The organism is Aurantimonas manganoxydans SI85-9A1 (assembly GCF_000153465.1).
Lineage (GTDB): Bacteria > Pseudomonadota > Alphaproteobacteria > Rhizobiales > Rhizobiaceae > Aurantimonas > Aurantimonas manganoxydans.
The window spans coordinates 4,093,858-4,098,796 of sequence record NZ_CH672387.1 but is presented as its reverse complement, the minus strand read 5'-3'; the positions used below and the strand labels follow the sequence as shown (position 1 = coordinate 4,098,796).

4 protein-coding genes are annotated in these 4,939 nt (G+C 67.9%); 2 read left to right on the top strand and 2 right to left on the bottom strand.

The genetic code is table 11. The features are described 5' to 3' along the window. Positions 1 to 32: 32 nt before the first annotated feature. The gene (locus SI859A1_RS19215) at positions 33 to 608 is read right to left on the bottom strand and encodes a DUF2585 domain-containing protein (protein WP_009211331.1); all 576 of its coding nucleotides are present in this window, start codon (positions 606 to 608) and stop codon (positions 33 to 35) included. Between the two features lie 70 nt (positions 609 to 678). Beyond that, positions 679 to 2,280: a bifunctional metallophosphatase/5'-nucleotidase gene (locus SI859A1_RS19210; RefSeq protein ID WP_009211330.1), complete on the bottom strand. Its 1,602-nt coding sequence runs from the start codon at positions 2,278 to 2,280 to the stop codon at positions 679 to 681. Between the two features lie 206 nt (positions 2,281 to 2,486). Here SI859A1_RS19210 and betI point away from each other — a divergent pair, with 206 nt between their 5' ends. Together betI and betA are read left to right on the top strand one after the other, a co-directional pair. Next, entirely contained in the window at positions 2,487 to 3,092 is a 606-nt protein-coding gene (gene betI / locus SI859A1_RS19205; RefSeq protein ID WP_244401086.1) for a choline-binding transcriptional repressor BetI, read from the top strand. Further along, on the top strand, positions 3,089 to 4,792 hold the full coding sequence (gene betA, locus SI859A1_RS19200; RefSeq protein ID WP_009211329.1) for a choline dehydrogenase: 1,704 nt from the start codon (positions 3,089 to 3,091) through the stop codon (positions 4,790 to 4,792). The genes betI and betA overlap by 4 nt, the downstream gene beginning before the upstream one ends. The last annotated feature ends 147 nt before the right edge of the window (positions 4,793 to 4,939 follow it).

Here is a 4,939-nt window from a genome sequence, read left to right as displayed (position 1 = left end):
ACTTCTGCCTGTTGCCTGTTGCCCGGCCGCGCCTAGGCGCCGCCCTGCCAGGCCTTTACCGCGTCCAGCGGCCACAGCAGCATCAGGACATTGAGGGTGAGATTGTCGCGGATCATCCAGCCGACGAAGATCTCCAGCCCCACGGCGATCGCCACGGTCAGCCAGATCGGCAGCCGGCTCGCCAGCCAGAACCCCAGCACCATGAAGCCGATGTCGGCCACCGAGTTCAGGACGCTGTCGCCGTAATAGTCGAGGGCGATCGTCGCCTCGCGGTAGCGCTGGATCACCGCATCGGTGTTCTCGGCGATCTCCCAGGCGCATTCGACCGCCAAAGCGAGGATCAGCCGTGTGCCGAAGCTGGCGCGGCGCAGGACCAGCCAGCCGGCGAAGAAGAACAGGAAGCCGTGGATCAGGTGCGACGGCGAGTACCAGTCGGACAGATGCTGGGAATTTTCCGAACTGACCACGACGCCGTGCCACAGCTTGATCGTGCCGCATTCGCAGATCGGCGTGCGGCCCATGGCCAGAAGGATCACCGCCGTGGCGACGACGATCGACAGTGCGGCCAGTCCCTCGTTCCAGCCGATCCTGTTCAGTCTCTCGGTCATCGACGCCCCCCACGCAAAAGGCCGGCGCTGGCGCCGGCCCTTTCCCCATAGCGCGGCGCGCGGGAGCCGCCTACTGCATCTCGGTGATGCGGCCCTCGGTGAAGGGCGCATAGGCGGCGTTGTCGCGGGCGAGATACTCGACCACCACCTCTTCCAGCGCCGGCCCGAAATCATAGGCCTCGGTGCCCTTCTCGGCGAAGACGCCATAGCCGTCGCCGCCGCCGCGCATGAAATTGTTTGAGACGACGAGATAGGTCTTCTCCGGATCGAGCGGCACGTAGCGATCGCCCTCGCGGATCTCGACCGAGCGGATGCGATCCTCGCCCGGCGTGCCGGCCCGCGACCAGCCGTATCTGAGACCGGCCACCTGCGGGAAGCGGCCGCCGCCCTCCTCGACCTCGGAGACGCCGTTCTCGAGCGCCGCCTTGATGTCGGCGCCGGTCAGCTTGAAAGTCGACAGGGTGTTCTGGAAGGGCAGCACCGTCAGCACGTCACCCATGGTGATCTCGCCGGCGTCGATCGAGGCGCGCAGGCCGCCGCCATTGACGATGGCGACCGCCGTGCCCTGGTCGGCGACACGGGCCAGCATGGCGTCGGCGACGAGATTGCCCATCTCGCATTCCTGCACCCGGCAGGTGTCGCGCGACCCGTCGATGGGGTCTTCGGTCCGGCCGACGACCTTCTCCCGGATTTCCTGCAGGGGCTTGGCCAGTTCCTCGATGCGCGTCTTGAGGTCGCTGTCCTCGGCGATCTCGCCATCCATGATCACCGGATTGCCGACCGCGGTGGTGACCACACCGGAATCGTCGAAGGTCACTGTCAGTTCGCCGAGATACTTGCCATAGGCGTAGGCCTGGACGATCGGCACGTCGACGCCGTCCGGGTTCGGCACCATGGTCGGATAGGGACCGGCGGCCTTCTCGTCGGTGTTGGACAGAAGCGTGTTGGAATGCCCGCCGACGATGACGTCGATGCCGCTGACGGCCGCGGCGATGCGCTGGTCGACGGCGTAGCCGGAATGGCTGAGGAGCACGATCTTGGTGACGCCCTCGCCGGTCAGCCGGTCGACCTCGGCGCGGACCGCCTCGATGGGATCGGAAAAGCGCACATTGGGACCGGCGCTCGACAATTCGCCGGTGTCGGCCGGCGTCACCCCGATCAGGCCGATCGTTTCGCCGTCCTTCTCGATCACCGCCGAGGGCTTCAGCGTCTCGGCGAGTTCCGGCTCGGCCGAGATGTCGGCATTGGCGAGCAGGATCGGGAACTCGACCTCTTCCATGAAGGCCCGCAGCACCTTCGGACCGTCGTCGAATTCGTGGTTGCCGACGGTCATGGCGTCATAGCCGAGCGCGTTCATCATCTCGGCCGCGGCCTTGCCCTTGTAGCGGGTGTAGAACAGCGTGCCCTGGAACTGGTCGCCGCCGTCGACGAGCAGCGTGTTGGGATGAGCCTCGCGCGCTGCCCGGATGCCCGACAGGAGCCGCGCCGACCCGCCGAAGCACTTGGCTTCCGCCAGTTCGTCGGCTGAACAGGTGGAATCGTACTTGTTGATCGGCTCGATCCGGCTGTGCATGTCGTTGGTGTGAAGGATCGTCAGCGTGTAGTCGGCGAGCGCCGGGCCCGCCATTGCCGCCGTCAGCGCGATGGCCGCGACCCCTGTCAGTAGCCTCATGTCACATCTCTTTCGCTGAGGGATGCCAGGATCCCGAAAAAGGCCGGGCGGATCGCCGGGCGCGCCGCGCATCTGCCGATGATAGGCAGAGGACGGGCGGTTTGAACAGGGTTGCGGACCGCCTGTGCAACCGCTTGCCCGATCGCTGGGGTACGCGCCTCGCCACAATTGATTGACTGATCAATCAACATCATTATCTTTACGGCATGACCCAGTTGAAAATGCCCCGCCTCGGTCGCGGCGGAATCGAGACCGAGCGCCGCCAGGCGTTGATTGGTGCCGTGATCGGCGCCGTCGAACAGGCCGGCTCGATCGAAGTGACCATGGCCGACATCGCGGCGCGGGCCGGCGTCTCGCCCGCCCTCGCCCATCATTATTTCGGCGCCAAGGACGATCTGCTGATCGCCGCCATGCGCCAGTTGCTGCGCGAGTTCCGCGCCGAGGTCACCCGGCGGTTGATCGCATCGCGCACGCCCCGCGAGCGCGTCTCGGCGGTGATCGAGGCGGCCTTCGACGAAAGCCAGTTCCGCCGCGAAGCGATCAGCGCCTGGCTGGTCTTCTACGTCTATGCCCGGCGCTCCTCGGAAGCGGCGCGCCTGCTACGCGTCTATTTCCGGCGGCTGGAGACAAATCTCATCTCGGGCCTGGAGCCGCTGGTCGGCCCGGTCGCCGCGGTCTCCGTCGCCGCCGCCGCCGGCGCCATGATCGACGGTGTCTGGCTGCGCCAGGCCCTGACACCCCTCACCGCGCCCGATCGCGCCGCTGCCGTGCGGATGATCGAGCGGGTCATCGACGCGGAGATCGCTCCATGAAGACCCTCGACGAAGCCGACTACGTCGTCGTCGGCTCCGGCTCGGCCGGTTCGGCGCTGGCCTACCGCCTGTCGGAATCCGGGCGCTACGACGTCGTCGTGGTCGAGGCCGGCGGCACCGACGCGGGACCTTTCATCCAGATGCCGGGCGCGCTGTCCTTTCCGATGAACATGGCGCGCTACGACTGGGGCTACCGGGCCGAGCCGGAAGAGACGCTGGCCGGCCGCCGGCTGGCGACGCCCCGCGGCCGCGTCATCGGCGGCTCGTCCTCGATCAACGGCATGGTCTATGTGCGCGGCCACGCCAAGGATTTCGACCATTGGGCCGAGAGCGGCGCAGCGGGCTGGGGCTACGGCGATGTCCTGCCCTATTTCAAGCGGATGGAATGCTTCGAGGGCGGCGGCACCGAGCCCCGCGCCGACGGACTGCCGGCCGGCGATCCGGCCTGGCGCGGCGTGTCCGGGCCGCTCAACGTCCAGCGCGGCGCCATGGAGAACCCGCTCTACGGCGCCTTCATCGAGGCCGGCAGACAGGCCGGCTATCCGCTGACCGACGACTATAACGGCGAGAAGCCGGAGGGCTTTGGCCCGATGCAGCAGACGATCTGGCGCGGCCGGCGCTGGTCGGCCGCCAACGCCTATCTGCGCCCCGCCATGGCCCGCGGCAATTGCCGGCTGGTGCATGGCAATGTCGCGCGCATCGCCTTCGAGGGCACCCGCGCCGTCGGCGTCGAGATCGGCCGGCGGGGCCGGCGCACCGGCATCGTGCGGGCCCGGCGCGAGGTGGTGCTGGCCGCCGGCGCCATCAATTCGCCGACCATCCTCATGCATTCGGGCATCGGCGATCCGGCGGAACTGTCGCGCGTCGGCATCCGCACCAGGGTGGCGCGGCCCGGCGTCGGCCGGAACCTGCAGGATCACCTGGAGGTCTATATCCAGCAATCCTGCACCCAGCCGATCACCCTCAACGGCTATCTGCATCTCTTCGCCAAGGGCCGCGTCGGCCTGGAATGGATGCTGATGCACACCGGCTACGGCGCCACCAACCATTTCGAGGCGGCGGGCTTCATCCGCTCGGCGGCGGGGATCGAATATCCCGACATCCAGTATCACTTCCTGCCCGGCGCGATCCGCTACGACGGGCAGGCCGCGGCCCCCGGCCACGGCTTCCAGGCCCATGTCGGGCCGATGCGCTCCAAGTCGCGCGGCCGGATCCGGCTGAAGAGCGACGATCCGGGCGCTGCGCCCTCGATCCGCTTCAACTACATGACGCATCCGGACGATTTCCCCGAGTTCCGGCAGGCGATCCGGCTGACCCGCGAACTCTTCGCCCAGGCCGCCTTCGACGATTATCGCGGGCCGGAAATCCAGCCCGGCGCATCGGTGCAGAGCGATGCCGAACTCGACGCCTTCATCGCCGAACATGCCGAGAGCGCCTATCATCCCTGCGGCACCTGCCGCCTCGGGGCGGCCGACGATCCGGACGCGGTGGTCGACCCGGCCTGCCGGGTGATCGGCACCGAGAACCTGCGGCTGGCCGATTCCTCGATCTTTCCGCGCATCCCCTACGGCAATCTCAACGGCCCCTCGATCATGGTCGGCGAGAAGGCCGCCGACCACATTCTCGGCGACGGCATGCTGACCCCCGAGCCCGACAAGCGGCCCTGGATCGATCCCCACTGGCGCGAACGCCAGCGGTAGGAAGGGCGCCGGGGGGCGATGTTCGTGCGGGAGTGCCGGAAGAGGCCCTGCCCTCCACCAAGATCGTCGTCGTCGGGCTCGACCCGAGGACCCCGGGACGCATCGCTATTCTCCGACGGAGTGGTCACGGAGGCGCCGAGGCATGGG

What these genes read in the sequence shown, in the direction of transcription:
- SI859A1_RS19215 (WP_009211331.1), bottom strand. Translation starts at nt 608, where the DNA reads ATGACCGAGAGACTGAACAGGATCGGCTGGAACGAGGGACTGGCCGCA.
- SI859A1_RS19210 (WP_009211330.1), bottom strand. Translation starts at nt 2,280, where the DNA reads ATGAGGCTACTGACAGGGGTCGCGGCCATCGCGCTGACGGCGGCAATG.
- betI (WP_244401086.1), top strand. Translation starts at nt 2,487, where the DNA reads ATGACCCAGTTGAAAATGCCCCGCCTCGGTCGCGGCGGAATCGAGACC.
- betA (WP_009211329.1), top strand. Translation starts at nt 3,089, where the DNA reads ATGAAGACCCTCGACGAAGCCGACTACGTCGTCGTCGGCTCCGGCTCG.